Genomic DNA, 500 nt, shown 5'->3' on the forward strand with positions numbered 1-500 from the left:
ACCATCGGCCACGTTGACCACGGTAAAACCACCCTGACCGCCGCCATCACCAACGTGCTGGCCAAGCACTTCGGTGGTAAAGCTTTCGCCTTCGACCAGATCGACAAGGCACCGGAAGAGCGTGAGCGTGGTATCACCATCAACACCTCCCACGTAGAATACGACACCGCTACCCGCCACTACGCCCACGTAGATTGCCCGGGTCACGCCGACTACGTTAAGAACATGATCACCGGTGCTGCCCAGATGGACGGCGCGATCCTGGTAGTAGCCGCGACTGACGGCCCGATGCCGCAAACTCGTGAGCACATCCTGCTGGGTCGCCAGGTTGGTATCCCGTACATGATCGTGTTCATGAACAAGTGCGACATGGTAGACGACGAAGAGCTGCTCGAACTGGTCGAGATGGAAGTTCGTGAACTGCTGACCGAGTACGACTTCCCGGGTGATGACCTGCCGGTAGTCCGTGGTTCCGCGCTGAAAGCGCTGGAAGGCGACGC

1 protein-coding gene is annotated in these 500 nt (G+C 59.2%); it reads left to right on the forward strand.

The genetic code is table 11. The annotated features are described in order from the left end of the window. A partial coding sequence (locus ACB030_RS20345) for a GTP-binding protein (RefSeq protein WP_371162269.1) occupies nucleotides 1-500 on the forward strand: 500 nt, incomplete at both ends.

It is taken from the genome of Aeromonas sp. S16(2024) (assembly GCF_041403065.1).
Taxonomy (GTDB): Bacteria; Pseudomonadota; Gammaproteobacteria; order Enterobacterales; family Aeromonadaceae; genus Aeromonas.